Annotated in this window: 22 protein-coding genes and 1 pseudogene; 6 read left to right on the top strand and 17 right to left on the bottom strand. The window is 70.4% G+C overall.

Going from position 1 to position 26,567, the window contains the following annotated elements:
• Positions 1 to 34: 34 nt before the first annotated feature.
• Together AB0E02_RS02425 and AB0E02_RS02420 are read left to right on the top strand one after the other, a co-directional pair.
• Positions 35 to 670 carry a DUF4429 domain-containing protein gene (locus AB0E02_RS02425; protein WP_362135075.1) on the top strand — a complete coding sequence of 212 codons (636 nt, stop codon included), beginning with the start codon at positions 35 to 37 and terminating at the stop codon, positions 668 to 670.
• Between the two features lie 139 nt (positions 671 to 809).
• Positions 810 to 1,250 (top strand): DUF6086 family protein, encoded by a 441-nt coding sequence (locus AB0E02_RS02420; protein ID WP_362135073.1) that lies wholly within the window; start codon positions 810 to 812, stop codon positions 1,248 to 1,250.
• Between the two features lie 37 nt (positions 1,251 to 1,287).
• On the opposite strand, the gene AB0E02_RS02415 is transcribed toward AB0E02_RS02420, so the two are convergent.
• Together AB0E02_RS02415 and AB0E02_RS02410 are read right to left on the bottom strand one after the other, a co-directional pair.
• Positions 1,288 to 2,097 (bottom strand): SDR family oxidoreductase, encoded by an 810-nt coding sequence (locus AB0E02_RS02415; protein ID WP_362135071.1) that lies wholly within the window; start codon positions 2,095 to 2,097, stop codon positions 1,288 to 1,290.
• Positions 2,098 to 2,101: 4 nt separating this feature from the next.
• Positions 2,102 to 2,767, bottom strand: coding sequence for a carboxymuconolactone decarboxylase family protein (locus AB0E02_RS02410; RefSeq protein WP_362135069.1), 666 nt, complete (start codon positions 2,765 to 2,767; stop codon positions 2,102 to 2,104).
• A gap of 257 nt (positions 2,768 to 3,024) precedes the next feature.
• Here AB0E02_RS02410 and AB0E02_RS02405 point away from each other — a divergent pair, with 257 nt between their 5' ends.
• Positions 3,025 to 4,209 (top strand): helix-turn-helix domain-containing protein, encoded by a 1,185-nt coding sequence (locus tag AB0E02_RS02405; protein WP_362135067.1) that lies wholly within the window; start codon positions 3,025 to 3,027, stop codon positions 4,207 to 4,209.
• A 69-nt stretch (positions 4,210 to 4,278) separates the two neighbouring features.
• On the opposite strand, the gene AB0E02_RS02400 is transcribed toward AB0E02_RS02405, so the two are convergent.
• The 5 genes from AB0E02_RS02400 to AB0E02_RS02380 all read right to left on the bottom strand — a co-directional run bounded on the left by AB0E02_RS02400 (position 4,279) and on the right by AB0E02_RS02380 (position 11,046).
• Positions 4,279 to 4,569 (bottom strand): hypothetical protein, encoded by a 291-nt coding sequence (locus AB0E02_RS02400; RefSeq protein WP_362135065.1) that lies wholly within the window; start codon positions 4,567 to 4,569, stop codon positions 4,279 to 4,281.
• Positions 4,570 to 4,865: 296 nt separating this feature from the next.
• Positions 4,866 to 6,764: a glycosyltransferase family 39 protein gene (locus AB0E02_RS02395; protein ID WP_362135063.1), complete on the bottom strand. Its 1,899-nt coding sequence runs from the start codon at positions 6,762 to 6,764 to the stop codon at positions 4,866 to 4,868.
• Between the two features lie 76 nt (positions 6,765 to 6,840).
• Positions 6,841 to 7,323 (bottom strand): poly-gamma-glutamate biosynthesis protein PgsC/CapC, encoded by a 483-nt coding sequence (locus AB0E02_RS02390; RefSeq protein WP_030410105.1) that lies wholly within the window; start codon positions 7,321 to 7,323, stop codon positions 6,841 to 6,843.
• Positions 7,320 to 8,657, bottom strand: a complete 1,338-nt coding sequence (gene pgsB, locus AB0E02_RS02385) for a poly-gamma-glutamate synthase PgsB (protein ID WP_362135060.1) — start codon at positions 8,655 to 8,657, stop codon at positions 7,320 to 7,322. Before pgsB ends, AB0E02_RS02390 begins: the two co-directional genes overlap by 4 nt.
• Positions 8,658 to 8,670: 13 nt before the next feature.
• A complete protein-coding gene (locus tag AB0E02_RS02380) occupies positions 8,671 to 11,046 on the bottom strand; it encodes a HAMP domain-containing protein (RefSeq protein ID WP_362135058.1) in 2,376 nt (791 codons plus the stop codon).
• Between the two features lie 986 nt (positions 11,047 to 12,032).
• Here AB0E02_RS02380 and AB0E02_RS02375 point away from each other — a divergent pair.
• Complete coding sequence (locus AB0E02_RS02375; protein WP_362135056.1) at positions 12,033 to 13,373, top strand: hydrolase; 1,341 nt, start codon at positions 12,033 to 12,035, stop codon at positions 13,371 to 13,373.
• Positions 13,374 to 13,446: 73 nt separating this feature from the next.
• Here the strand turns inward: AB0E02_RS02375 and AB0E02_RS02370 are convergent, their stop codons facing one another.
• From AB0E02_RS02370 to AB0E02_RS02345, 6 genes are all read right to left on the bottom strand, one after another.
• Positions 13,447 to 14,070: a hypothetical protein gene (locus AB0E02_RS02370; RefSeq protein ID WP_362135054.1), complete on the bottom strand. Its 624-nt coding sequence runs from the start codon at positions 14,068 to 14,070 to the stop codon at positions 13,447 to 13,449.
• Positions 14,071 to 14,387: 317 nt separating this feature from the next.
• Positions 14,388 to 16,118 (bottom strand): mycolysin, encoded by a 1,731-nt coding sequence (locus AB0E02_RS02365; RefSeq protein ID WP_362135052.1) that lies wholly within the window; start codon positions 16,116 to 16,118, stop codon positions 14,388 to 14,390.
• A 282-nt stretch (positions 16,119 to 16,400) separates the two neighbouring features.
• A complete protein-coding gene (locus AB0E02_RS02360) occupies positions 16,401 to 17,159 on the bottom strand; it encodes an NAD(P)H-binding protein (RefSeq protein ID WP_362135050.1) in 759 nt (252 codons plus the stop codon).
• A gap of 22 nt (positions 17,160 to 17,181) precedes the next feature.
• The gene (locus tag AB0E02_RS02355; protein ID WP_362135048.1) at positions 17,182 to 17,760 is read right to left on the bottom strand and encodes an NAD(P)H-dependent oxidoreductase; all 579 of its coding nucleotides are present in this window, start codon (positions 17,758 to 17,760) and stop codon (positions 17,182 to 17,184) included.
• A 30-nt stretch (positions 17,761 to 17,790) separates the two neighbouring features.
• The gene (locus AB0E02_RS02350; RefSeq protein ID WP_362135559.1) at positions 17,791 to 18,714 is read right to left on the bottom strand and encodes an RNA polymerase sigma-70 factor; all 924 of its coding nucleotides are present in this window, start codon (positions 18,712 to 18,714) and stop codon (positions 17,791 to 17,793) included.
• Between the two features lie 8 nt (positions 18,715 to 18,722).
• Positions 18,723 to 19,661 carry an NAD(P)-dependent oxidoreductase gene (locus AB0E02_RS02345; RefSeq protein ID WP_362135557.1) on the bottom strand — a complete coding sequence of 313 codons (939 nt, stop codon included), beginning with the start codon at positions 19,659 to 19,661 and terminating at the stop codon, positions 18,723 to 18,725.
• A 263-nt stretch (positions 19,662 to 19,924) separates the two neighbouring features.
• Between AB0E02_RS02345 and AB0E02_RS02340 the strand changes: the two genes are divergently transcribed.
• Positions 19,925 to 20,332, top strand: a complete 408-nt coding sequence (locus tag AB0E02_RS02340) for a YciI family protein (protein WP_362135046.1) — start codon at positions 19,925 to 19,927, stop codon at positions 20,330 to 20,332.
• 46 nt (positions 20,333 to 20,378) lie between these two features.
• Positions 20,379 to 21,563, top strand: a complete 1,185-nt coding sequence (locus AB0E02_RS02335) for a DUF6596 domain-containing protein (protein WP_362135044.1) — start codon at positions 20,379 to 20,381, stop codon at positions 21,561 to 21,563.
• A 30-nt stretch (positions 21,564 to 21,593) separates the two neighbouring features.
• On the opposite strand, the pseudogene AB0E02_RS02330 reads toward AB0E02_RS02335, so the two are convergent.
• The 4 genes and pseudogenes from AB0E02_RS02330 to AB0E02_RS02315 form a co-directional block, all read right to left on the bottom strand.
• Positions 21,594 to 21,843 (bottom strand): annotated as a pseudogene (locus tag AB0E02_RS02330) (lasso peptide biosynthesis B2 protein); the annotation flags it as partial.
• Between the two features lie 118 nt (positions 21,844 to 21,961).
• Complete coding sequence (locus AB0E02_RS02325; protein ID WP_362135042.1) at positions 21,962 to 23,125, bottom strand: hypothetical protein; 1,164 nt, start codon at positions 23,123 to 23,125, stop codon at positions 21,962 to 21,964.
• Between the two features lie 40 nt (positions 23,126 to 23,165).
• Positions 23,166 to 23,897, bottom strand: coding sequence for a dioxygenase (locus AB0E02_RS02320; RefSeq protein ID WP_362135040.1), 732 nt, complete (start codon positions 23,895 to 23,897; stop codon positions 23,166 to 23,168).
• A gap of 182 nt (positions 23,898 to 24,079) precedes the next feature.
• Entirely contained in the window at positions 24,080 to 26,500 is a 2,421-nt protein-coding gene (locus AB0E02_RS02315) for a LuxR C-terminal-related transcriptional regulator (RefSeq protein WP_362135038.1), read from the bottom strand.
• Positions 26,501 to 26,567 lie beyond the last annotated feature (67 nt).

The raw sequence follows: 26,567 nt of genomic DNA, 5'->3' as shown, positions 1-26,567 counted from the left end.
CTGGCAGGAGTTGAGTTGCACCTCGCCTCGCCCATTGGGCAACAATCTCTACGCCTCGGTGGTGCGTGAAGGGGCTGACCTTCTCAAGCCTTCGGTGGATCCCGCTACCGAGTGGGAGGGCCTGAACACCCTGCTCATCAAGCCGGGCGACCAGAAACCGGCTGAGGCTGTCGCCGAGCAGATCAGCGGGTGCATCGAGGCGGCGGGCAAGGCGCCGAGCACCCGCGTTCCGGCACAGACCCACGAACCGACCCCCGCACAGACCTGTGCATGTGCCCGTGCGTTGGTTCGCTCCGGCACGCCACCGTACGTCGCCGAAGGCACCCATGGTTGGGCGTCCTTCGACGGGGAGAAGGTGAGACTCTCCTTCGGTGACACCGCCCCTCGGGCAAAGCGAGGCAGGACGAACACGATTCCCCTCGCCGATATCGCCGAGGTCCAGTACCAGTACGGCTTGGTCAAAAGCACCTTCAGGATCGTCCGCCTCGCCCCTCCCCGCGACCGTTCCCACTCTTCGCTGCCTGATCTCAAGGAAGACCTCGACGGTATGGCCTGCCTTCCTGTTCGCGAGCACTGGCTCATGCTGGTGGCAGCGATCAGAACTGCCCTCGCAGAGGCGCATTGCCAGAAGCGAGGGCACGGGTGCGGGCCTGGTGGAACGTGCGCATAAGGCCGGTTGGTACGAAATGGCGAGGCGCGCGGGACTTACGCCTGGTACTTGTCCAGGAGGACGCCACCGCGGTGGCCACGACCTGCTTGGATGCGCTTGGATGCGCTTACCTGCACACGATCGCCCGAAAGGTGCCGCGATGAGCCAGTACTTCGATCTGGGCGATGAAACCCTGTGGAACCCCTCCAACGGAGCTTCCCGCATGTTTCAACGACGCGTAGCGGTTTTTGAGGCGGAGTTAGGACTATCGTCGGGCATCGGGCCGATGGAGGACGACGCATGCGAGATCGACCCGGCAACCTTCGAGACCTTCGTCAATGCTCTCCTGAGACAGCACCGAAGAGCGAGCCATGCCATCGTGCTCGCGCTGTGTGAAGGCTTCACCGCCACCGTGCTGGTTCTTGCAGAGCGTGCCGGGATCGGGGTGGACTGGGCGCAGCTGGGTTCCGGCCCGGAAGGCGCACAGGTAGATGTGCAGGCTTCCGCCGTTACGGGAATGTCCGCTCCGGCCGAGTGGCGAGCCTGGGGAGCGGGGCTGCGCGAGAAGGCACGGAAGCTCGGGCAACACATGCCTCGCTGACTCCTGACTGCAACGGCGGCCGCCCCACTCCCCCGCCTCAGACCGCGCTCAGGCCACCGTCCACCACCAAGCTCTGCCCCGTGATGTAGGAGGCCCGGTCGGAGAGCAGGAAGGTGACGGCCTCGGCCACTTCCCAGGCTGTGCCCTGGCGTCCAAGTGGGATCCGTTCGAACGAGGTGGTCCTTGAGGGCCGTCGTGCGGAGGCGCCGCGGCCCATCGGAGTGTCGATCAGGCCGGGGACGACGAGATTGGCGCGGATGGCGCGTGGTGCGCCTTCCTTGGCGATATGACGGACGAGGCCGAACAGCGCCGCCTTGGAACTGTCGTATGCCGGGGAGCCGGTGGCCGCACGCAGTCCGGCGACCGAGCCGATCAGGACGAGCGCGCCGCCGTCGGCGAGTTCGGGCAGGCCGTACTTGGCGGCCAGGAAGGGAGCATCCAGGTTGAGCGACATCACGCGTTCCCAGTCCTGGGGCGAGGTGTTCGCCAGACCGGTGCCCAGGCCGATGCCGACGTTGACCACGATGGCGTCCAGGCCGCCGAGGCGGCGGCGGGCCTCGGCGATCATTGTGGAAGCCTGGGTCGGGTCCGTGGCGTCACCCACGATGGTGAGGGCGTCGGCGCCCTCCGCGCAGGCGAGTCCGGCGGTGGCCGCGGCGGTGTCGGCTGAGATGTCGGCGCAGGCGACGGCCGCGCCCTCGCGTGCGGCGAGGACAGCTATGGCCCGGCCGTTGCCCACGGGAGCTTCCGGGTCGTCGCTGGGCCGGGTGCCCGCGCCGATGACCAGTACCCTGCGGCCGGTCAGGCGGCGGGCGGCAGTGGTGGGTGGTTGCTGGACGTCGCTCATGTCCTCATGCCCCTTCGGGGGAGCGTGTCGGGGACGAGGTCGAGGTCGAGGTCGCTGTGGTGTCATCGGCGGATGGGGGGAAGCCTGCCGGGTCGAAACCCGGATCGAGTTCCGTGCCGGCCGAGTTCAACAAGAACGCCACCATGTGGTACTGGCCTACGAGCATGGTGATTTCGACCAGGTCGGCGTCGTCATAGTGGGCGGAGAGGGCTTCCCAGGTGGTGTCGGAGAGCCGGGCTTCGCGGTGGAGTTCATCGGCGGCGCGCAACAGGTGGATTTCGAGTTCCGCCCATCCGTCGGCGTCCGGGCCTTGCGGAATGCGTTCGATCTCGGCCTCGGTGACGCCGGCCGCCTTCGCCAGCGGGACGTGCCGCCCCCATTCGTACGAGGCCCGGGTGAGACACGCGGTACGCAGGATCAGCAGTTCACGCACCCGACCCGGGAGCCGACCGCTGCGCAGCAGATAGCCGCCGAAGGGCATGAACCGCTCGTAGAGATCGGGGTGGCGGACGAGGGTGGTGAAGACGTTGGGAACCCGGCCTCCGGCATCCCGTGCGACCGGGGAGAGCAGTTGGCGGGTCCGGGAGTCCCAGTCGTTCTCGGCCAGGGGGGCGAGGCGGGGTATGGCCCCGCCGGCATCACCGCGCGACGAGTCGTCCTTCGTGGTCATGGCAACCTCCATACTGTTGGTTTCAGGAAAGTGACCGCTCCCGGCGGATCGTGCGTACCTCGTCCGTCGTCTGCTGGGTGGCGACCACAGCATCTCCTTTGCCTGCGGCACCACGCTCCGCCCGCCGACGCGCCGTCCCGCTGGTCACGTCACTGTGCGCGTCCCGCGGGCGTCCTGTCGATGGCTCTTCGGCAAAGGCTGACGGGAGGCATATTGTTCGCCGCTACAACGCACGCGCGAGGTCAGAGGTGAGGTCCATGGCTGGAGAGCAGGCCGCCGATGAGGCCCTGGAGACGGTGATCGACGCCATGCGGGCCCAGGCGGACGAGGTCGGCGATCGGTTGCACAGGAGCCTGACCGACCGCATTCCGTCCTACCGCGCCGTACCTCGTGAGCTGCTCAAGGAGGTGTGGGCACGGCACTTCAGGCGGGCGCTCGCAGTGCTGCGCGACGGCCGGGTGCCCGCGCGCGAGAACCTCGACGAGGCGGATGTGGCCCGGGACCGGGCGGCTCGCGGGGTGCCGCTCGACGACGGACTGCGCGCCTTCAGAGGGGCCCTGGGAGCGATACGCGATCTGTTCCTCTCGGAAGCGGCCCGTCACGGAGTGGACCCCCTCCTGATCGTGGAGCGCACCAAGGCCCTGTGGGAGCTCGCCGACACCGAAAGCCTGCAGATCGCCTCGGTGCACCGCCAGGCAGAGGTCACCGCGGCCCGGTTCGACGCCCGTCGCCGCGCGGACTTCCTGCGCGGCCTGCTCTACGGGACGCTCAGCACGGTGGAGATCCACAGCGGTGCCGCGATCTACGGGCTGGACCCGTCGCAGCGCTACCGGGCCATCCGAGCCGTACCGAGCGGCGGCCTTGGCCTTGACCGGCTGGAGCAGGCATTGGAGACGCTGTGCCGTCCGCACGGCCGCACCTCGATGCTCGCCGTGCTGGACGGGACGATCGCGGGAGTCGTGGAGGGCAGACCCGTCATCGGCGAACTGGAGGTGACCGCGGGGCTCGGCCCGCCGGCGGAACTGGGTGAGGCCCACCGGTCGTTCCGCACCGCCGGCCGCTTGCTGGATGCAGCCGGTGCCTACGGCCTGAGCGGCGTGTACGACCTGGGCGATCTGTCCTGGCGAGCGGCGGTCGTCGCCGAGCCGGAACTCTCCAGAATGCTCCTCGCCCGCTACCTTCAACCACTTGAGGCGGAAGGGGAGTTCGGCACGCTCATCGAGGAGTCGGTGCGCCTGTACCTGGAGACGGGGCGGCGTTTCGGTGAGGTCGCGCGGATCTTGCACGTCCATGTCAACACAGTCCGCTACCGTCTCCGGCGCTTCGAGGAACTGACCGGCGTCCGCCTCGACTCGCCGGATACGACCGTTGAGCTCAGCTGGGCGCTGGCGGCACGCGAGCTGCGGTCGGGGGCTGTGCCACCGCACCCGTCGTCGGACTGACCTCCTGCCGCCCGCTCGCGCAGATCGCCGCGGGCGGCGCCGTCAGGGGTCAGGTGTGAGCCGGCCGGCTCACCGCTTACAGATGTAGTAGCCGCTGTGCCAGGCCTTCACCCAGTGGCCGGGCTTCCAGTACTTGCTCCAGTGCCCGTTGTGCCACCGGTACTCCCAGTGCCCCTTCTGCCAGTGCTTGATCCAGTAGCCCTTGTGCCAGACGCACTTGGCGTGCTGGCTCGCCGCGGTCGTGGGGGCTGCGGTCGGTGCGGCCGTTGCGGTGCCGGCCGTTCCGATGGCAGCGCCGCCGGCCAGCAGGGCGCCGGCGGCAGCGGCCGCCAGTGAGCGCTTGATGTGTTGTGTGCGCATGGTGCGCACCTCCTTGCGCGCCTCCCCGCCCGCTGACGAGCGGGGCAGGCGGGATAAAGGCGATTTAACAAAAAACTACCTCAGAAGGCGCTCGTTCGCCGGTCGACGCAAAAGGGCTGGTCAGCGGCACTGCGCCGGACGCCTCCGGCGCATACGGAGAGGCTCCGGGCCCGCACTCGCCGCCTTGTGCCGGGCGCTGTCCACGCCGGCGCAGACAGCGTCCGTAAGGGTCCGTACAAGTCTGTTCCTCGCGTCGGCGGCGATGCCATGTCGAGGCGCCGGCCCGCGGGGAGCGTTCAGTTGGCTTGTCGGGCGCAGTCGTAGAGGGTGAAGCTTCCGTCCGAGGTGCGGCCGTAGGTGCGGGGGCGGAGGGGGGTGCAGTTTTTCTTCACCCAGGCCGAGGCCGGGGTGGGCGGGCGGCGTGTGGTCAGCAGGGCGTAGCGCAGTTGGTGGGTGGAGACCAGGGCGCTGAGCTCTCGTGCGGCTGGATAGGGCGTCAGGCCGGTGAAGCCGCCCATGACCAGGATGGGTTGGGAGGTGGCGCGCAGCAGGGGCTCGGCGCCGTAGGCGGCTTGGGTGGCGAGCAGGTACTTCTCCCCGGAATGGTGCTCAGCAAGGTATTGAAGCAGCGCGGCGTCCCGCGCGGACGGCGTGCTCAAGGGGTAGCGCCGGAACGTGGCCCGATGGTGGGGCCCGTCGCGGTAGTCGGGTCCCACCGGTCCGGCCAACGGCGACAGCGGTGAGCCGGCATAGTGCGGGTCCAGGCTGGAGGTGGCCCAGACCGCCGGGGCGAGCAGTACGGCCGCGAGGGACGCCGCCAGGGCACTGTGCACCGCCCCTCGCGGGGTGCGTGGTCCGCGGGTGCACAGGCCGACGGTCCCGCACAGACCGAGCATCAGCACCATCGGCAGCAGCCAGGGGGCGAAGTCGCTGTGCGGGCCTTCCAATGCGACGGCCCACAGCGCCGTGAGCCCGATGGCCACGGGCAGCGCCACCCGACGTCGGCCACCGGCGCGGTACTCGGCCCAGAAGAGGGCGACTCCGCCACCGGTCAGCGCGGCGAGGGCCGGGGCCACTACGGCGGTGTAGTAGCCGTGATTGCCGTTGGAATTGCTGAAGACCACGACGTGTACCGCCAGCCAGCCTCCCCAGAGGAGGAATCCCGTCCGCGGCCCGTCGGTGCGCGGTTGTCCGTGGCGCCACCACACTCCAAGCGCCAAGGCCAGTACGGCGAGCGGCAGGAGCCAGGCGATCTGCGGGCCCACGCTCTCGTTGACCAGCATGGTCCAACCGGTGTTGTCGGTGGTGCGGCTGGCCGCGGTGCCGGCGACGGCGCCCAGTGCGTTCGGGTCGTGGCCGAAGCGGCTCAGCCCGTTGTAGCCGAAGACCAGGGTGAAGGGGTTGTTGTTGGTGGTCCCGTCGATGTAGGGACGGTTCGGTGCGGGGGTCGCCCACACCAGCAGCAGCCAAGCACAGGAGACGAGGAGTGCGGTGGCCCCGGCGAGCAGCAGCCGCCGGGCCCGGTTCCACCGGGAGCCGGGTGCTGCCATCTGGTACACCGCGGCGAAGACCGGCAGGACGAGCCATGCCTGGAGCATCTTGGCCTGGAAGGCCAGTCCCACCCAGGTCCCGCAGGCGATCAGCGGCAGCAGCTTCCCGCTGGTGAGGGCCTTCTGCAGCGATCCGGCGGCGAGGAGCAGCAGCAGGACGAGCAGGGTGTCGGGGATGGTGTGCCGGTCGAGTACGACGGTGACCGGGGTGAGGGTGAGTACGAGGGCGGCGAGCAGCCCTGCCCAGGGGCCGGCCCAGGCACGGACGATCCTGTGCAACACCCAGACGGCCAGTACGCCTTCCACGACCTGCGGCAGCACCACTGCCCAGTTGTGCGGGCCGAAGAGCTTGAGGGACAGGGCCTGCGGCCACAGCGCACCGGGGAGCTTGTCCACGGTGATCGAAGCGCTCGGGTCGAGCCCGCCGAAGACGAAGGCGTGCCAGTTCGCCGCCATCGACCGCGCGGCCGCGCTGTAGTACGGGTGTACCCCGGCATGGTCGATGCCCCAGGCGTAGAGCACCGTGGCCGTGGCCAGGATGAGCAGGAGGACGGGCAACTCACGCTGGGCAAAAGGCAGTTGACGGCCTCGGGAGGCACGCCGGCGGCGGCCGGCGGGGTGCCGGGGGAGGGCGGTGGTGGCCATGGCGGGTCTCTCAGGGGGAGGTCGGGCTGGGGCGCGGTGATCGTTCGTCGGCTGCACGGGTGGCGGTACGGCGAGCTCAGCCGACGGGCAGTGCCCCCAGCAGCAACCCGGCGACGAGCACCACATACGTGCTGAGGGTCACCGCCGTGGTGGAGATCACGGTGGCGGCCAGCGGTTGGCGGACCAACTGATACGCGATGAGGCCGGGCACGATGAAGCCCAGGGTCTGGGCGGTGTAAAGGAGCGGGAACTCGTGCTGGAGCGCGAGCAGCACCGTGGTCTGGAGCAGCACCGCGGACAGCACCACGGCGGCGAACAGCCGCTTCCCGTAGAGGATCACATGGCGTTGCAGGAGCTTGGTCGCGAGGAAGGTGAGCGCGGTGACGCCGATCACCATGGCGGCCCGGACGACATCGGTGACGAGGGTCAGCGCCAGCCAGCCGGGGGTGATCATGCCGCCGGGAGAGAGGTTGGTGGTCAGATAGCAGACCAGTGAGAAGACCAGTCCGAGGGCTATCCCCAGCGCGATGGTCTGCGGGGTGACGTTGACGGGGATCACAGGGAGTTCCTTGTCGGCCGGGACAGGGCGTCGGCGTGGGCGGCGGCGGGGCTCGGGAGATGTGCGCCGGACCTGGGGCGGTTCAGCGACGCCACCCAGCGGTACGGCTGCGGCTCGGGCGGGGGCGCGACCGGAAGCGGCTCGTCGGCGTCGTCAGCGGGCAGCTTGCCGAGGTGCTCCAGGAACAGTTCGCCCTGGCCATGGATGTTGCCGATGGCCACCAGCGAGGAATCCGGGCCCAGTTCGGCGAGGATGGCGCGGGTCAGTTCCTGTGCGTCGCGCCGGTCGCCGCCGAGGTCCACCACGCGCCCCGACGACCGGCCCGGCGGGATGCCGTCGCGGGCGCTCTTGGTCGGATGCCCGATGAGCAGGACCGTCTCCGGGTCCAGTTCGGGAATGATCGCTCCCATCTGCCCATTGCGTTCGATCCGGTCCGGCCGGCAGTTGATGACCACGTTCAGCGGGCGGCGGATCGCGCCGAGTGCCTCCAGCTGACGGACGTTCATCAAGGTCGAGGCGGGATCGTTGGCGGCGAAGACATTGGCGAAGCGCAGCCGTTTGCCGTCCGGTGTGCGGTAGCGCTCGACGGAGAGCACACCGGGGTCCGGCGGCGCGTCCCACATACCGCGCAGTGCGGTGGCCCGGTCCACGCCGAGCAGTTGGGCCACGGCGAGCGCGATGGCGACGTTCTCCTTGAACGTGAACCAACTGAACCCGCGCAGCTCCTCATCCGTGACCGACTCCGGATCCACCACGATCAGGCGGCAGCTCCGTTTGTCCGCCTCCTCCTGGAGGATGTGCAGCCGCTCCTGCTCGGCCGTGACACAGACCCCTCCGACCGGCATCGACCGGGACAGGGAACGCGCCACATCGTCCAATGTCGGGCCCATTTCGGCGAGGTGGTCCTCACGCACGTTGCACAGCACGCCGATGGTGGAACGGATCAGCTTCTCCTGGTTGATCTCCTGAAGTGCGGGCATCACCGCCATGCACTCGATCACCAGAGCGTCCGGCCGGTAGGCCGCCGCGCGCCGGACGATGCCGATCTGCTCGACGACGTTGGCGATGCCCAACTTGCGGTACACCGGCTCCTCGGTGGCATCCGGGTGGATGAACCGGGCAGCGGTGCCCGTGGTCTTGGCCACGGTGACCAGTCCGCCGCCGCGCAGCGCGCCCGCGCACAGCCGGGTGATCGAGCTCTTGCCGCGGATGCCGTTGACCAGCACCCGAGTGGGTACTTGCGCCAGCGCGGCGTAGTGACGCCGCTGCTCCAGCACGCCGGCGACCAGCAGCACGGCACAGCTCAACAGCAGCACAACATAGAGGAAAAGCACGTCAGTTGATCCTTCACTGCTGCGGCGGGCCGCCGCGCTGGAATGATGGGGCAGGGACAGTGGCCACATATGCACTTCCGCCGCCCCGGTCCCGGTCCACCAGCGCCTGCCTGAGCAGTTCCAGGCTGCGGGTGACCGAGCCGCACTCGTCGTGGTGGACCGGGTACAGCACGGTGCGACGGTCGCCGCCGGCCAGTTGCTCCGCGCATCTGGTGACGGCGCGCAGCGGCCTGACCACCACGATGTGCAGCCAGCCCAGGCATGCGATCCCCACGGACAGCGCGAGCAGACCGGCCAGCATGGTGCGCGCCTGCAGCTGGAACGCCGCCAGTTTGAGCGCTGCGGCGGGCTCGGCGGAGACCACCCGCCAGCCGAGTCCGGCGATCGGCCCCTTCTGTGCCAGTGGCGCGGCGGCCGCCACCGACGGACCGTCGCCCGGGGCCGCCCCCGCGCGCAGTACGGCCGCTGCCGGGGTGCCGGTGCTGCCGGGTGCCGCCTCGGTCCTGGCCACCAGTCGGGTGAGGCCCCGGTGGGGAAGAGCCTGGAAGGCCTGAAAGCCGACGCTCGCCGCGAGCACCCGGTGGCGCTCATCGGTCAGCCACACACTGCCGAGCCCGTCGCGGGCGACCAGGGAGTTCAACGCGTTCACGCCGATCTCGGCGACGACGACCGCCGGAGCGGCGTCCCCGGTGTCCTTGGTGTCCCTGGCCCCCTGGGCGTCCTTGGCCTTCCGGGCCGCCGGGACCTGGGCGTAGGCGGCGATCGCGGGGATCGGGCCCGACGTGTTGACCTGGGCGATTCCCTCGCCGGACGGTGCGTGGTCGAGGGTACGCAGGGGCTGCTTGCCCACCCGGAGCACGATGGCTCCGGTGCGGTCCACGACGTACAGCGACCGGAACGTGGGGTGGTCGGCGTGTGCGCGCCGCAGCACCTCCGTCGCCCGCTCGCGGGGCGCACCCGAGAGCGCTGACGCCGCCGCCGCGAGGTCGGTGCAGCTACGGCCGAGGGACCGCCGCACCCGGTCGGCGGCGGCCTCGGTGCGTGCCTGCTGGTCGGCGACGGTGGCCTGCGGTACGGCCTCGGCCACCGGTACGCGGTTGAGCAGGAACAGCAGCGGCATCCCCCACGCGGCGATCACGAGCGCGCAGACGAGGACCAGGGCCCGGACACCGGGGCGGTGGCGCACCGGCCGCACGGGTTTCGGTCCCGTCTCGCCGAGCAGTTGGCGACGTATCGACTCCAGTGCCCGGCCGACCCTGCCGAGCTCGCCGAACGCGACGACCGGCACCGGCCGCGCCAACTCCTCGCCGGCCATGGGTATGTGACCGGCCGCCCGGGCCAGTCGGGCAGCGGACAGGTGCAGCCGCAGCAGCGCACGCTGCATACCGCCCCACAGCACCAGGGTGACCAGCACGGCGATCAGCACCAGCCCACCCGCGGCGACGAGGGCGAACCACGTGTGGTCGGCTCCCTCCTTCGCCGGGGGCACCTCCCTGAGCGTGAGGACGGTCAGCCCCAGGCCGGAGGTGTCCCCCTTGCCGTCCGCCGCGGCGACCGATGCCCATCCCGTGACCCCGCGCAGCCCGTCGTGACCGTCACCGACCACGCTGCCCGAGACGTCGCCGGTGTGGGGACCGGCGTTCGCGGCGGTCGCGGCATTCGTCGCGGCGGCCGGCAGAGCACGGTGGTCGGTTCGGATCGCCGGCGCCGTTCCGGGGGTGACGGCGGTGGCGAGCACCTTTCCGTCCCGGTCCACCAGTTGACCGGTGCGCCCCACTCCGTACACCGCCGGCGCAGCGAGCTTTTCCGAGACGACGAGGAGGAGTTCGTTCTCCTCGTCGTTCCGATCCGCTCTCAGGTCACCGGTCTGGTCACCTGTCTGGTCGTTGTTCTCGTCCTGCTTGGCGCCGGGGGCAGGGGCGGCCACCCGGGCGAAGAGCAACAGCCGCGGTTCGCCGCGGCTCGAAAGGACCAGTCGGGGGGCGATTTTCGCGGAACCGGAGCGCATCAGCGCCGGCACATCCACGCCGGTCAGCGGCACCGTTTCGCCGCTGGTCGCCAGCGGTCTGCCGGTGTGCGGGTCGAGCAGCACACCGCCTCCCGCAGGGTGCCCGGTCGGGAGAAGGGACCGCAGCAGTGCCGCCGGAGTGCGGCTGCCGGCGGGCGCGTCGGACGCCGCAGCGTGGCGCACTGCCGCGGCTCTTGTGTCGATGGCGGTCCCGACCGAGTCGGCGGCATCCTCGGCGATCCGGCGTTCGGCGTCGCGTAAGGCCTGCGGAACATCCTGTTCGTGAACGGTACCGAGACCGAGTGCGGTGAACGCGGCAACTGCCAGCAGGGCGCAGAGCAATGCGGCGATCGGTGGGCGAACGCCTCCGAGCAGAGGCATGTCGGCGCGGCGTCGGGTGCGGTGCGGACGGGGCGCGCGGGCAACAGCGTGCAGAACAGCGTCCTCTCGGAACGTGGGGGATGGCCGTACGGCAACTCGCCCAATATCAATACGGGGAGCACGGGATAAGCACAAGCCTTTCGTGCTGGGCCCTTGTATACCGGCCCAGCGGAACTGCGCTCAACTCACCGTAAGGAAAGGTAGCTTATGCCTCTCGGATCTCGTCCCGGCGCGGCGCAATTTCCAACGCCCGCTGCGGTCCGGGTAATTGTCGATACCTTTCCGTCCGCATTCGCCGCGTCACACACAGTCGCGCATCCATGGCCGACCATCCCTGAAACCGCCCCTTCTCGGGGAATCCGTGAGCCCACGGCGGGCGGTCGGCGAGGGCCAGCGATCACGAACTGACGCGTAACAAAAACGCTCAGTGAAAACGGCGGGCAACGCAGTCGCAATTCCGGGCCCAAGGGCCGCCATCCGACGATGGCGTGAATCAGCCCTTCCGGAAGAGGCCGCCTGACCGGGGAAGACGCACCGGAAGCCCCCGCGCCGAGGCGACGGAACAGCCGCTCTCGCCGCCCCTCTGCCGGCTCGGACCTTTGCTGCTGCGATGGGCCCACGGGGGTGCCGAGTTGCCGGGAACTGGCGACTTCCACCGGGTCACACCAGGGCTTTCCTCCCTTGCGCGTCCCGTATCAGCACTCGGCGCCGCTCGCCTCAGGGCAACTTCCCGGGCACCGAGAGAGCGCTACCCACGCAGACGAGCCCGCGCGAAAAGGCGGGTCGCAGAGGCCGGCAACGGACGGGGCTCGAAGCCGCCACCGTGCATTTCTGGACGCGTCAGCAACGCCCATCTCACCAACCACCATGGGGATAACTTGCCGCCCTATCCGGTGGGTTGGCACGGCCATGGCAAAACTGCCTATACGATGACCGCCAGCCGATCGCTGATCACATGTCGATCACCACCATGGAGGGGGCCGCCCATGAAGCACGCACGAAGGCGCCACAGCCGGTTGCGCACCCGGGTCGCCGGCACCACAGGACTGCTGACCCTCGCCCTGGGCGCCGCGGTGGCACCGGCCACCGCCGCGGAGAGGACCACCAGTGCAGCCACGACCACGGCGACGGCCCTGGACGACGCGGGTCAATCCCCGGGCCAGCTCGTGGCCTTGGACGACGCGGCGCAAGCCCCGGGCCACGCGGTGAACTTGGGCGACGTGGCGCAACACCCGCGTCGGGCGGCGTCCTTGAAGGTGGCGCCGGCTCCGGGCCAGCTGACCCTCCCCGCCCCGACCGGTCGTCATCGCGTCGGGACGGTCGACCTCCACCTGCGCGACACGAAACGCATGGATCCGTGGGTGCCCGCACAGCAGCGCGAGCTGATGGTCTCGCTGTGGTACCCGGCCACACACACCTCCCGCTATCCCGCCGCACTCCTCCCCAACAGCCAGCAGGTGCTGCCGGGTGGGGTGACCCTGCCCACCACTGCCGGGCACACCGGCGCCCCGGTCGACCGCAAACTCGGCAAGCTGCCGGTGCTGCTGTACTCGCCCGGCGGGCGTGGGAACCGCGCGACGGGCACGGCACTGGTTCAGGACCTGGCCAGCCGCGGCTACTTGGTCGTCACCATCGACCACACCCACGACACCGGCGATGTGGTGTTCCCCGGCGGGCGACATGAGGTGAGCATGCTGCCGCCAGGCACCAAATCGCGCGACTTGATCGACGTCCGGGCGGCGGACACCCACTTCGTCATCAACCAGCTGGCCGAGATCGCCCGCGGCCACAACCCGGACGTGGAACACAAGCCGCTCCCCCACGGGCTCACCCAGGCCGTGAGCACGAAGCACATCGGGATGTTCGGCGCTTCCCTCGGCGGCGGATCAGTGGCCGCTGCCATGCAGGCGGACTCCAGGATCGACGCCGGCGTAAACCTGGACGGCCAGCTCTTCGGCCGGTCGGAACACCAGCGGCTCGACCGCCCCTACATGCTGTTCAGTTCCGAGCACCACAACCGCAACACCGACGGGAGCTGGGCGAGGCTCTGGGAAAACCTGCACGGAGAGCGGCTCGATCTGAAGCTGCGCGGCTCCGGGCACAACTCCTTCGTCGACAACCAGGTCCTGTTCCCCCAGGCGCCGGGCGCGTTCGGGATCACCCCGGAAGTAATGCAGCAGGCACTCGGTACGATCGACCCCAACCGCTCCATCGAGGTCCAACGCACCTACGTCGCCGCCTTCTTCGACAAGCACCTGCGCCACCAGCACAGCGACCTGCTCGACGGCCCCTCGCGCCGTTTCCCGGAAATCTCTTTCGTGCGCTGAAGGCCGTTCCGGTGGCATGGCGGCAGGCCCGGCCAGGCCGGCGTAGCGTCAATGGCCGGGCTGCACGTCACCTTCAGTGCTTGGCGGGCTCGCGCGGCGGCATCCAATGGTGGACCGTGTAGTTCCCCTTCTCCAGGGTCTCGAAGGGGGCGGAGCCCAGGCACTTGCCGACGCTGTTCTTCGGCAGGCCGTCCACGGCCCAGCTGTAGCCAAGCCGGTCCTTCTTGCCGTCGTCCAGCACGGTGAAGCCGAATCGCTTGCCCTTGAGGTCGCCGATTTCCGGCATGCCCGGTGCGCCCCGGAAGTGCGACTCGGACACGATGCCGGTGGCGACGGCGACCGGGCCGCCGGTCAGCAGGCAGTCGATGCGCCCCTTGAAGTAGCCGCCCCACTGCTTGCCGACGTGGTGGCTCACGTAGAAGGTGCCGCGTGCCTTGTCGGCGAATCCATGGGCGTCAATGGTGAAGTGGACGTTGTCGCCCGGCTGGCGCTTGAGCTTGGCCGACCCCTTGAGCAGTGGTTCGTCGACGATGTGCCGCGCGGCGTGGTGCCCGGTCATGGCGGGGCCTCCGGCGGCGGCTTCGACCGCGGTGGCGGCGCCCGAGGTGCCCAGCGTCAGTGCGGTCGCCGCGCCGACGATGAGGGCCGTGGCGGCGACGAGGAATGGGCGGCGCATGCGGGCGCGGGTGTGGAGCATGGCTTCCTCCAACGGAAGTGGCGTCGGGCGGCCCCTCATCGGGTCCGCCGGCCGGGGATTCCCGGCCGCTCACCACCGTGCCGCCCGCGCCCGTACCACCACATCGCACCACAGGCCGGTGCGCCTCCGCCGTACGGCGGAAGGGGGCACGGTACGCCAGGTCGATGCGGGGAAGCGCGAAGTGTCTGGGCCTGGACCGTCCCTCTCCCCCGTACATGGGGCACTTCGTGGAAACACGACCATGGACCGGGCCGACTGTTCGGCCCGGTCCATGGGTTCATGGGTCCATCGACCCATCCAGCTGACAACAGTCAGGATCAGTACTGGATGGTGTGGCGGTAGAGGATGTTCCGGGCCGTCGAGCCGCTGTCCAGGCCGTAGTCGGGCCGGTCGTTGACGAAGTACTCGCGGAAGCTGGACTGCCAGGTGCGGGACATCATGGTGTTGCTCTTCGTCCAGCCGCCGTCGACCTGGGACCACAGGTCGACCAGCGAGGTGGCAACGCGGGCCTCGCAGGCGTCGCCCGGGTCGATGCCGTTCGTGGAACGGTCATTGGCGAGGTTCATGGAGCTGCCGTTGCCCCAGTAGTACGTGGTGTCGTTGAAGGTGTGGAACGCCACCGCGTTGGCGAAGCCCTCGGTCCAGCCGCAGCTGGTGGAGGAGGTGCGATTGACGTAATGCGGCGAGCAGTTGCTGACGTTCGGCCACCAGTTCTTGTAGAGCTTGCCCATCAGGGCGTGGCCCGCCTCGTGGATGGTGGTGTGCTCGGAGTCGGGGTCGTTGTCCGCAAGGTGGATCTTGTCTTCGTTGGTGGTCCAGTACGTGCCGTCGGTGGAGCCGGGGTACCACTGGACGGTGATCGGGGTGCAGTGGCCGTCCTGCTGGCTGCTTGTCCAGCAGTTGGTCGTGGCACCGCGGTTCCACCACAGCTTGTTGAGGGTGTCGAGGGCGTGCCAGGCACGGCTCTGTCCGTTGTTGGCGTACACGTTGCCCAGGCTGGTGCTGCCCGAGATGTTGTTCAGCGAGTACGTGGCCGTGGAGTAGAGGCGGCCGTTGCCGTCGACCACCGACCACATGCGGCCGGCCTGTGTCCGGAACTCCACCCAGGCCTGGGAGGTGACGGAGGTGCTCGGGGTGTAGCAGAGGTTGAACCTGCCGTCGCCGTTGCCGGTCATTCCCGTGGCGAGCCGCTGCGTACCGCTGTTGGCGGTCGGCTTGCCCCACAGGGTGATGTTGACGTTGCTGACCGGCTCGTCCCGGTTGGCCTTGCCGTTCCAACTGCCGCCCTCGGCGGACTGGAAGCGGTTGCGGAAGGTGCCGCTGACGCAGACCTGGGCGCTGGCGGCGGCCGCGGCGGCGGCGCGCGGGGAGGCCGGGGCCTTGGCAGCCGAGGCACGGCCGGAGACAGGGGCAGGAGCAAGACCCTTGGGCGCGACCGGGCGTGGCTTGCGGGCCCGGGGCCCACGGGCGTGGGACGGGGCCGCATCGGCCTTGGTGACCGAGACGCCCTTGTCGGAGGAGCCCTTGGCCGTCCCGATGGTGAGTTCCAACGAGTCGTGCCCGGCGCGACGCGGGTCGGGACGGTCGATGTCGCTGATGTCCGCCTGGATCTGGGCGGGACCGGCGGCGACCGCCTTGACCTTGAGCTTGAGGGCATGGGCGCCGGGGGTGAGGGCGAGCGTCTGGCTGGTGCGCTGGCCGAAGGTGTCCGTCGTGGGTGCGGCGAAGCCGGATTCCGCGCCGGTCATCCGGATCGAGGGCGGCAGTTGGAGGGCCAGTCCGGCGTGCTTGACCTGGGCCTGTGCCTGGACGTTCACGGTGAGGGTGGCCTGCTCGCCGACAGCAGGCAGGTGGTCGAGAGAAGCGGTGACGCCCAGACAACTGAGCGGTGCCTCGGAGCTTTTCGCCGCGGGGCGGATGGTGCAGCTGCTGCCGGCCGGGGTGGTCGTGCCCGCGAAGGCGGACGGCACGACGACGACTGCCAGACAGGCTCCTACGCCTGCCAGCGCGGTCAGAGCGGCGGGTCTGGTGACCCTTATTCGGGACATGAGCATGCCTTTCTGCGGCGCGCACGGCCCCGGTCAGGTACGACCGGGGCCGGTGCACGCGGGCAGAGCTATGAGGGGGGTAGGGCACTGCACCCCGGGCACGACAGCGTTCGGCCACCGAATTAACCGTTGGCCAGAGCAACACCCTGAGTGACAGTGGCCGAACCATATACCGACGGCCTGCGCATGTCATCGCTTAAGGCAGAAGATGTGGATCAGGTGCTAACTCGCCCCGGACGGGGCGAAGATGGGCACCAGTTCTCGAGCCCCGTATTCCCACAGCTACGCACCCGAGGCAAAGGCAGCGGCAGCGATAGCGACTGCGAACCCAACAGCACGCATCCGCTCAGCTCTTGGAGAGTGCTTCGTGGCGAATCCAGTGGAGCAGCGTGGGGTTGTCGACCGTGGTGATGACGCTGACGGTGGTGCGCAGATCCGGTCGTTGGCCAGCAGGGCCAGCATGCTGGCGGCCAGGTCCACACGGGCGGTGAACCTGCCGTCGGCGTGGCTCTCGAGAAGGGTGTAGTCGGTGACCGACGACAGGTGGAACAGACCGCTCGGGCGCACGATCGTCCAGTCCAGATCGCTGGCCCGGACCAGCGCTTCCATCCGCCGCATGTCGTCGTACAGCGTTTTGCCCAGCACCCGCGTCACGTAGGGCAGAAGTACCCGGTTGAACAGCAGTCCGCCGTCGGAGTACGGGTGCGGATCGACGCCGCTTGAGCTGACCACGGTGAGCCGACGTACCTGATGCCGGGTCATCGCGGCGATGATATTGGCCACTCCGCGCGAGTAGGTGCTGATGGGCTCCTTTCCGGCGGGGACGCCGAGTGTGGAGAGCACCGCATCCCGCTCCGCCACGACGGCGTCGACGGCCACCGGATCGAGCACATCGGCACCGACTGTGTCGAGCCGGTCGTGCTGCAGCGGGAACGCGTGCGGCTGCCGGGCGACTGCGGTGACCCGATGTCCGGCGGCGAGTGCCTGGCCGGTGAGCCGGCGGCCGGTGGGACCATTGGCCCCGAAGATCGTGATGTGCATGGCAACTGCTGCTTCCTGATCGCTAGGCCGTCCGGGGAACCGTGCGGAGCGGGGCCAGTGCCCGCGCCCACGCCAGCAGCTCGTCGACCAGCCGGTGAAGCTCCGCCGTGTGCAACTGCCTTGGCCGGAAGTCGGCGAAGTCCACGAAATCCTCGCGCAGCGACAGCGCCACCTGGGACCCGATGTCGGCCATCCGCAGCACGCCCGCCTGGGCACGCAGTTTCTGCACCGCCATGACCGCGCCGAAGACGCCGTATCCCACGTAAGCGACCGGCTTGCCGCCCCACTCCGCGTAGAGATAATCGATGGCGTTGGTCAGCGCGGCGGGCGGGGCGGTGTTGCACTCGGGGGTGACGACGACATAGGCGTCGTACGAGCCGATCCGCTCGGCCCAGCGCCGGGTGTGCGGCTGCCGGCCGGGCGCCTTGGCCGCCGGGACGGCTTCGTCCAGCAGCGGCAACGCGTAGTCGTTCAGGTCGACGACCTCGAAGTCTGCTGCGGCGCCCGCATGTTCGGCTGCCAGGTCCCGTACCCATTGGGCCACCCGGTCGCCGTTGCGGCCCGGGCGGGTGCTGCCGATGATGATGCCGATCCTGATCATGTCCGATTCCCGTGTTCTGAGTGTTGTCGGTCAGTCCGCGTCCCGGCGGGCCTGCTGCGCTTCGCGCAGGACCGCCCAGGCATCCGCTACGGGGCCCACATGCCCGAGCTTGTCGGGGTTGCTCACCGTGCGGATCGTCTGGATCTGCCCGTCGAGGATGTCGAGCGTCCAGGTGTGGATGACCTTGCCGTCGCGGTCGCGGAAGATCGCGCCCGGCTGGCCGTTCACCTGGTGGGGCTCCACGGCGCCGCCGATGTGGACGAACGGCGCGAGGAGGGCGGCGAGCACCCGGGACACCTGGTCGGCGCCGAAGAAGCCGCCGGCCCACTGCGGGGCCTTGCCGCCGCTGTCCGCGACCATCTGCACATCGGCGGAGAGCAGTTCGCGTACCCCGTCGATGTCCCCTTCGGTGAAGGCGTCGAAGAACCGCACCGCGAGTTCCTCGCGCTCGCGCCGGTCGGCCTCGAACCGGGGCCGGCCGGCGTGCATGTGGCGGCGGGCCCGTACCACCAGCTGGCGGCACGCGGCCTGGGAGCGGCCCACCGCCGAGGCAATGTCCGGGAAGCCGAACTCGAACACCTCCCGCAGCACGAACACCGCGCGCTCCAGCGGGGTGAGCCGCTCCAACAGGAGCAGGGCCGCCATCGACACCGAGTCGGCCAGTTCCGCCGAGCGCTCGGGGTCCTGGTAGGGGTCGGTGAGCAGCGGCTCGGGGAACCACGGCCCGACGTATTCTTCGCGCCGGACGCGGGCCGAGTGCAACACGTTGATCGAAATGCGGGTGACCACGGCGGACAGGAACGCCTTGGCCGAAACGGGGGATGTCGGGGACGTCTCGTAGCGCAGCCAGGTCTCCTGAACAGCGTCCTCCGCCTCGGTCACGCTGCCCAGGATCCGGTAGGCGATCGAGAACAGCAGTGGTCGCAACTCCTCGAACTCCTCGGCCTTCGCCATGCTTCCGGTCACGCCAGTTCCTCCTTGAAGCCCTGGCGCCATGACGGATGGCGAAGCTGCCAGCCGAGCTCCCGCTTGGCCTTGGCGTTGGAGAAACCGCGCCCCTCGGTCATCATCACCACCGCCTGGTCCCCGGCCAGCAGCCGGGCCAGCCACACCGGGACGCGCCTCGGCCGCTTCGCTCCCGCGCACACCGCCAGGTGGGGCAGCCACTCGCTCGCCGGAGCCGGTTCGTCGTCGACGATGTTGAACACGCCCGTCGCCTTGTGCTCCACGGCCAGGACGGTGGCGCTCGCCGCATCATCGAGATGCACCCACGAGCTGTAGCCGGTACCCCGCCCCACCAGCGGATACTGCCGCTTGCGGACCAGCTCGACCTGATCGTCGATGGCTCCCGGCCCGTAGAACGCGCCGTAGCGCATCACCGCGCCGCCGGCCCGGAGGACCACGTCCTCGACGCGACCCAACGCCTTCAACCCCATGTGCGCCGCCGTGCCCTCAAGCAGGTCCAGCGGGTCCTGTTCGGTCTTCACCCATCCGCCCTCGCGGATGCCGTTCCACGAGGCGTAACCCTGGGCGACGACATGAGACACACCGGTCGCCTCGGCCGCCGCAAGCAGATGGTCCGTCCCCTCGGTGCGCAGCCGGTTGGTGGTGGCGAACCAACGGTCCGGATGCTTGATGTCGGGCTTGCCGGCGTGGGTCACGGAGATCGCGGTCATCTGGTGCACGAGCACCTCCGGCCGGGCCTTGGCGACCGCCTCGCCCACCGACGCCGCGTCCAACCCGTCCATCACCACGCCGTCCGCGCCCAGCTGCGCCAGCCGGCCCAGCTTGGCCGCACTCGTGGTCGTGGCCGTCACCTGGTGGCCATGGGCCAGGAGTTGCGGTACCAGCCGCCGCCCCAGTGCCCCGGTCCCGCCTGCCACGAACACCCGCATGACCATCACCATCCTGTCGTGAGCATCTGCCTTCGCTACTCAAGACAAGACGGCCCGGCAGTCTGTGACATCGGAGGCGAGAGAACTTGGTCCCGTTCCGTGCCACCCCTGCCCGCGTCCCGGGAGCCGGGCACCGCGAGACGTTCCCTCCGGGCTCGTCCACAAGGGTCAAAAATTTTTTGGACGGCGATGTCGAGATCCCGGGACCGGCTCCGTCCCCGAGGTGAACGCGACCACAATGGGTCGCACCAGCACCGAGGAGAATCACCATGGCCAAGTACTTGCTGCTCAAGCACTACCGCGGCGCTCCGGCTCCGGTCAACGACGTGCCCATGGATCAGTGGACGCCCGAGGAGGTCTCGGCGCACGTGCAGTACATGCAGGACTTCGCGGCCCGGCTCGAGAAGACCGGCGAGTTCGTCGACGGTCAGGCGCTCGCCCCCGAGGGGTCGTGGGTCCGGTACGACGGTGCGGGGCGCCCGCCGGTCACCGACGGCCCGTTCGCCGAGACCAAGGACCTCATCGCCGGCTGGATGGTGATCGACGTCGACAGCCATGAGCGCGCCGTCGAGCTGGCCGGGGAGCTGTCGGCCGCCCCCGGGGCGGGCGGGAAGCCGATCCACGAGTGGCTTGAGGTGCGCCCGTTCCTGGCCGCCCCGCCCACCATCACGGAGTGACCTCTCAGGTGCCCCAGACACCCCACGTGCCTTTTAGGTGGCTCCGATGAACGAGGCCCTGCTCCGGAGCCTCACACCGAGCGTGCTCGCCATCCTCGTCCGCCGCGGAGCCGACTTCGCGGCGGCCGAGGACGCCGTGCAGGAAGCGCTGGTCGAGGCGGTCCGCGTCTGGCCGGCCGCCCCTTCCCCAAGCTCTCGGCTTCGCTCGAACAGGGGAGACCCCATTCAAGACCCGAAGGGTTGGCTGGTCACCGTGGCCTGGCGGAAGTTCCTCGACCAGGCCCGCTCGGACGCCGCCCGCCGCCGGCGTGAGGACCTGGTGGACGAGGAACCGCCGCCCGGCCCCACACCCTCCGTGGACGACACGCTCCAGCTCTACTTCCTGTGCGCCCACCCGTCACTGACGCCGTCGTCCGCGGTCGCGCTCACGCTGCGTGCCGTCGGCGGGCTCACCACCCGCCAGATCGCCCAGGCCTACCTGGTGCCCGAGGCGACCATGGCGCAGCGCATCAGCCGGGCCAAGCGCACCGTGGCCGGCGTGCGGCTCGACCAGCCCGGCGATGTCGCCACCGTGCTGCGCGTCCTCTACCTGGTCTTCAACGAGGGCTACTCCGGCGACGTCGACCTCGCCGCCGAGGCCATCCGACTCACCCGGCAGCTCGCGGCGCAGGTCGACCACCCCGAGGTGGCGGGGCTGCTCGCCCTCATGCTGCTCCACCACGCCCGCCGCGCCGCCCGGACCGCGCCGGACGGCAGCCTGGTGCCGCTCGCCGAGCAGGACCGCGGCCGGTGGGACACGCAGTCGATCGCCGAGGGCATCGCGATCCTGCAGGCGGCCCTCGCCCGCGACCGGCTGGGCGAGTTCCAGGCCCAGGCCGCCATCGCCGCCCTCCATGCCGACGCGCCCACCGCCGAGGAGACCGACTGGGTGCAGATCGTCGAGTGGTACGACGAGCTCACGCGCCTGACCGACAGCCCGGTCGTCCGGCTCAACCGTGCGGTCGCCGTCGGCGAGGCCGACGGACCACACGCCGGTCTGGCGGCGCTCGCGGAGCTGGACGGCTCACTGCCCCGTCACACCGCGGTGGCGGCGTACCTCCACGAGCGTGCCGGCGACCTGACGACGGCGGCCCGGCTGTACGCCGAGGCGGCCCACCAGGCACCCAACCTCGCCGAGCGCAACCACCTGACGCGCCAGGCCGCCCGGCTCAACGCGCATCGGCCCCGGTGAGGCGGGCGCGGCCTCGCTGTCTGTGCTCAGCTACTCCCCTGCCGGCGAGAGGGGTGGGACGGCGATCAGCGGTTTGAAGTGACCCTTGGGGTGGGGCACCCCTACGGGAGGGCCTTCGGCCTCGGCCCAGGCATGGGCGGCGAAGGGATGGGTACGCACCGGTGCACCAGGTCGGCCAGGCACCGCGCAAGCGGCAGAGCAGGGCGGTGGCGAGGGAGCGTTGCAGGCAGCCCTGGCCGGCGCAGCGCAGGCTGACCGAGACGACCGCTTCGCGGGCGGCCAGGGCCGGGTTTGCTGTGAGCGAAGTTGCGTCACATCACTTCTCCCCTTCGGCCGAAGCCTTCCTGAGGGGCTTCCTCGGGCAGGGAGAAACCCGCTTCTGTGCCTGCTGACCGCGATCAGTTCTCGAGGCGGGTGATCGTCGGAATGAGGTCGCCGTGGCGGGAGATTCCGGTGGCCCACAGGCCGGCGCTGTGGGGCACGGTGGTGGAGCTGCGGATGACGAGGTCCGGGGCGGTGGTCTTCTCCCACTGGTCGCGCTGGTCGTTCCAGCGCAGGGCAACGGGGGCTGCCCCCTTGCCGCCGAGGGCCCACAGCTCGCCGGTGCCGGTTTTGCCTACGGCGCGGAGCCGGCCGTCGGCCACGTCCGGTGTGGTGGCCGTGGTCCAGGTGCTGCCGTTCCAGTGCACCGCGAGCGGCCGCTCCGTGCTGCCGGTGGTGCTCCCGCCCACCGCCCAGATGTCGTCCGCCGAGAGGGCAGTGATCGCACCGAGCCAGTTGTGGGTGGATTGCGGGCCGGGTGCGGCGACGCGCCGCCAACTGCTGCCGTCGAAGTGCAGCAGCAGCGCCGACTGTGGGGACTTGTCATCGGTGGCGTAGGCGGCTCCCGCGGCCCAGATGTCGTCGGGCGCGACCGCCGTGACGGCGCTGAGTTCGCCCTTGCCGACATCGGGCAGCGGCTGCCGGTGCCAGGCCTTGCCGTCCCAGGACTGGATGGCCGGGACGCCGTCCTTGATCGACCGGCCCATGGCCCGGCCCACCGTCCACACCTTCCCGTCGGAGGTGGTGGTCACGGCGTCCGGGACGACATGGCCGGAGGGGTCGTTGGCCAGCTGGTACGCGGTCCACTTGGTGCCGTCCCAATGGGCCGAGGCGCTGCCCACCGCCCAGATGTCGGTGGCCGAGCGGACGGCGAGCGCCTGCGGGAAGCTGTTGTCGGGGAGGGTGGATTCCTGGGTCCACGAGGTCCCGTCCCAGCGCAGGGCGATCGCCTCCACCGAGGTGGCGCTCTTGAGCCGGTAGCCGACGGCCCAGGCCTGCTGATCGCTCAGTGCGGCGACGGCGGTCAGATCGCCCTTCTTGACGGGCACCGGGGTTGCCTGCCACTGCCCGGTGTGCGGGGCGGCGGGGGACGCCGCGGGAGCGGTGGCCGCGGCCGGAGTGGTCGGATCACCGCTCTGGCCGGCCAGGACCAGGCTCCCGGTGACGACCGTGGTGGCGAGGGCGGCCAGCAGGGAGACCCGGACGGATCGCCGCCGGGCGGAGGGGCTGTGCGAGGGCATACGCATTCCTTGTCCGGATGGGGGGGTGGGTGGACGGTGCCTAGACCGTTGTCGTGATGACGAAGTCGAAGGCACCCGTGTAGCGGCCGTCCTCCGGGCCGGTGAGGCTGATCGTGCAGGCGCGGTTGAGGAGTCGGTCGGCGGCGTTGAGCGCGGCGAAGTCCCTGCCGTACGCCTGGGTGTTGTCGGGGAAGTACAGCTGGGTGATGAGCACCGGGCCGCCGGAGGCCTGGAGCTGGGTGTGGATGTGGGGGGCCCGTTGGCCCCAACGGCCCCAGTAGTCACGGGGGATGATGGTGCGGAGTCGGTAGGCACCCCTGCTGTCGGTGTACTGGTGGCCGCGCAGGGAGAAGCCCGAGGTGTCGTAGTCACCGTTCTGGTCGCACTGCCAGAACTCGATGAGCGTTTCGGGCAGGGGCTTGCAGGACGTGTCGTACACGACGCCGCTGAGGTCGAGCCGTACGCCCTGGATCGCCGGCGTGATCAGATCGCTGCGCTCGGGGGAGTTGGGCTTGAACAGCGGGCCCTCGATGGATGCCGGTGTTTCGTGGCCCGAGCAGGCCGGGGTGACGGCGAGCGGACGGCTGCCGCGCCGGGCTCCCGGGGCTGCCTCCTCTGCTGCTTGGGCCGGCGGGCCGGCAGCGGCAGTCACGCTCGCACCGAGCGCCACTGCCGTCACTCCGACGGAGGTCGACCTGATGAAGGACCTGCGCGAACTGCGCTGTTTTCCTGGTGCAGCACCGTCCGGGCCGGTCTCGTCGGCGTACCGCATCGCGTCTCCTTTGCGGGAGGGTGGTGTCGGGGAGAGCACCGGGGAAGATGAGCTGCTCCCCCGGCTCAGGCCAGCCTCCGTGGTCAGGTCGACCGCGCACATCCGTCGAATGACCGGCCAGTTACGGGCGTGACGAAACCCCACGGGGAGCCGAGAGCTTGTCCGGCGGATCCTGGCCGGAGCTACGCAGGCTCGTCCCCGGAGCCGGGCCCATCCGCCCGTCCGGTGACCCGGACGGCGATCTGCGTACGGGAGCGGACACCCAGCTTGTCCCGCACCCGGTCGAGATGACTGGCGACCGTGCTCTTGGACACGCCCAGTTGCGTGGCGATCTGCTGGTTGGTCATTCCCTGGGCGACGAGCTGGGAGACCGTCAGTTCGCGTGCGGTGAGCGGTAGTTGGGGCGCCAAGTTGCTTGCTTCGGTCGAGGTCCGGCGCGCGATGTCGGTGTGCTCAGCATGGTGCGTCAAGCAGTCGGCTGCTGCGTTGCCGGGTACGGCGTAGGACAGCAACCGTTCCCCGCGCAGGCGGCGGCCGGCGGTGATCGCCGCGTCGGCCCGTGCAGGGTGGAGCCGCTGTCTGGCCCGGGCTGCGGCCGACTCCACCTTTCTACGCCAGCTCGCTTCCGGTTCGGTGTCGGTGCGTCGCCGCGCCGCGTCGGCCGCGGCGTAGAGCCGTAACGCCCGTTCGGGAGCGCCGCGTTCGGCCGCCACGATGGCCAGGCCCTCCACCGGATAGAGCGCATGCAGGCTCTCCCCGTCCGGCACCTTCACCAGCACCTCGGCGAACCTGCTCTCGGCGGCGTCCCAGTTCCCCTGCGCCATCTGGATCGCGCCCGCGGTGTGCAGGGCAGCCGCTGCCTGCCCCGGCGGAGCGCCGGATTCCAGGGCGGGGAGGCACTCCTCCATCACGGCGGCCGCCTGCGCGGTGTCGCCCGTCTGGAGCAGGGCCCAGGCGAGGTGGTGCCGGCACACGGCGATGTCCAGCGGGCGGTCCAGCGTACGGACCACCGCCAGACACTCGACGAAGACGGCGACGGCGTCGTGGTGGGCACCGCGGCACAGGTGCGCGGCCGCCAGGGCGTCCAGGGCGTTGGCCAGCCGGCCGGGGTGCGGTGGGCCGGCGCGTGCCACGGCGACCGCTTCGCGGGCGAAGGTGAGCGCTGCCGAGCGGTCGGCCTGCTGACAGGCCGCGCGGGCGGCCAGTGCCAGCGCCGCACCGTGGTCCGGGGAGCCGTACGCGGTCCGAGCCAGCACCTCGGCCAGCAGCGTACGGGCGGCCGTCAACTGCTCCTGCTGGTAGTGGAGCCGGGCCAACGCGAGGGCGAGCGCGGTGTGCCGGGGGTCGCTCCGCTCGGCGGCGCGGGCCACGGCTGCCGCGAGGTTCTCCTGTTCCCGGGCCAGCGGCAGGGCGGCGCCGTCGGGGAACACCAGGGCGGCGCTCTCGACCGCCTGCCCGGCCAGCCGGTCCATCGCCCGGTCCCAGACGGCCGGCAGCTCCCCGGCCTCGGCGAGCCGGTCCATCCCGTACGCCCGGATCGCCGCGAGCTGCCGGAACCTCGCCGTCCCCGGCGCCTCCCCGGGCATCCGCACGATCAAGGACTTGGCCTCCAGGGCGCACAGCACGGGCAACACCTGGCTCCGTCGTACGCCGCACCGCCCGTCGCCGGAACGGTCGCCGCCCTCGGCACGGTCGACGGCCGGACCGCGATCCGCACAGACCGCGGCCGCGCTCTCCGCGTCGAACCCGCCCGCGAGCACCGACAGCCGCCGGAAAACCGTCCTTTCCAGCGGATCCAGCAGGCGATGGCTCCAGTCGATCGTGGCCCCGAGCTGGCGGTGGCGCCCCGGCCCTGTCCTGCTGCCGTCGGTCAGGAGCGACAGCTGATCGTCCAGCCCGCGCAGGATCCCGGCCGGCCGGAGCGATGCCGTACGGCCCGCCGCGAGTTCGATGGCCAGCGGCAGCCCGTCCAGCCGCCGGCAGATCTCGGCCACGGTCCGGACGTCACCGGGGGTTGGGTCGAACCCCGCGTCACAGGTACGGGCACGTTCCAGGAAAAGCCTGACCGCGTCCGACCGGAGCAGCGGGTCGATGCCCTGGTCCTCATGATGGTCGCCCTGGTTCCCGTGATGCTCCCCGCCGGCGCCTGCCGGGGCCGGCGGCAGCGACAAGATGCCGACGCGGAAGACCACCTCGCCGGGCACCCGCAGCGGCTCTCGGCTGGTGGCGAGAATCCGCAGGCCGGGACAGCGGGCGAGGAGTGCCGCGGCCAACGCTGCGCAGGGCTCGGCCAGATGCTCGCAGTTGTCGAGGAGGAGCAGGGTGTTGCGCTTCTCCAAGGCGTGGACCAACGCCTCCTGCCCCGCCCGGCCGGCCCGCTCCCGTACGCCGAGGGCGGCGGCCACGGTCTGCGGCAGCAGCTCACCGTCGTGCAGCCCGTCCAGCTCCACCAACTGGGCACGGCCCGCGCGTCCGCCGCGCACACCGCCCGCGAGCTCGACCGCCAGCCGTGTCTTGCCCACTCCGCCGGGCCCGGTCAGCGTCAGCAGTCGCGACGACCGCAGCAGCGTCCGTAAGCGCGCCAACTCCCGGTCGCGGCCCACGAATGCGTCGAGCGAGACCGGGAGTCCGCGGCCCGGCAGCTCGGCGCGTGGGGCAGCACGCGACGCT

It is taken from the genome of Streptomyces sp. NPDC048196, assembly GCF_040652715.1.
In the GTDB taxonomy this organism is placed as follows: Bacteria; Actinomycetota; Actinomycetes; order Streptomycetales; family Streptomycetaceae; genus Streptomyces; species Streptomyces siderophoricus.
This window is presented reverse-complemented; position numbering and strand designations above follow the sequence as displayed.